The following is a 674-nucleotide window of genomic DNA, read 5'->3' on the forward strand; positions in this document are numbered from 1 at the left end:
GGGGGGGGGGGGGGGGGGGGGGGGGGGGGGCGGTGGGGGGGAGGGGGGGGGGGGCGCGGGGGGGGCGGGGGCGGCCGTCGACGGCGGGGTGGGGGGCGGGGGGGTGCGGGGGCAGGGGCGCAGGCACCGGCACGACCTCATCCTCGAAACTGGCGATCTTGGCGTTTATGCAGGCCTTGCCACCGGCCGGATCGCTGACGCCTTCGCGCACGCAGGCGCTGAGCATCGCGCACATGATCCGGTCGATCCGGGCATCGCCGCTGGAACGGGTGATGACGCATTGGCGCAGGTCGGTGCCCAAGGCGGCATAATCGATCTTCACCTGGCGCATCTTGCGGGCGATGACGACGATCTCATCGTCGGCGGGGGAGGCGGCGGCCGGTGCGGGCGGATGATCCTGCGACCGGGCCGGGATGGCGGCCAGCAGGGCGAGCGACAGGCCGCAGCGCAGCGGGAATGAGGGGAATGCCGAATGTCCTGCCATGAACCCTCCCGCCATGGGGCGTCACGCGTGCGCGCGCCATGGCGAAGCATAGGCGAAAAGCCGGGGCGCGGCCAGAGGGGGCGGCATTGTGCCCGCTTCGCGGAGAGGGCGTGGCGAGGGGGCTGCGAACTGGGGTGGGGTGGTAGCTTTGGGTGGAAACAAGGCATAGCCCCTCCCTTCCAGGGAGGGG

General features: G+C 73.1%; 1 pseudogene. It reads right to left on the reverse strand.

The window, feature by feature from the left end:
- Positions 1–484: pseudogene (locus tag BRX37_RS26415) on the reverse strand (hypothetical protein); the annotation flags it as partial.
- Between the last annotated feature and the right edge of the window lie 190 nt (positions 485–674).

Origin of the sequence: Sphingomonas sp. S-NIH.Pt3_0716, from assembly GCF_003950715.1 — a bacterium.
GTDB lineage: Bacteria > Pseudomonadota > Alphaproteobacteria > Sphingomonadales > Sphingomonadaceae > Sphingobium > Sphingobium yanoikuyae_A.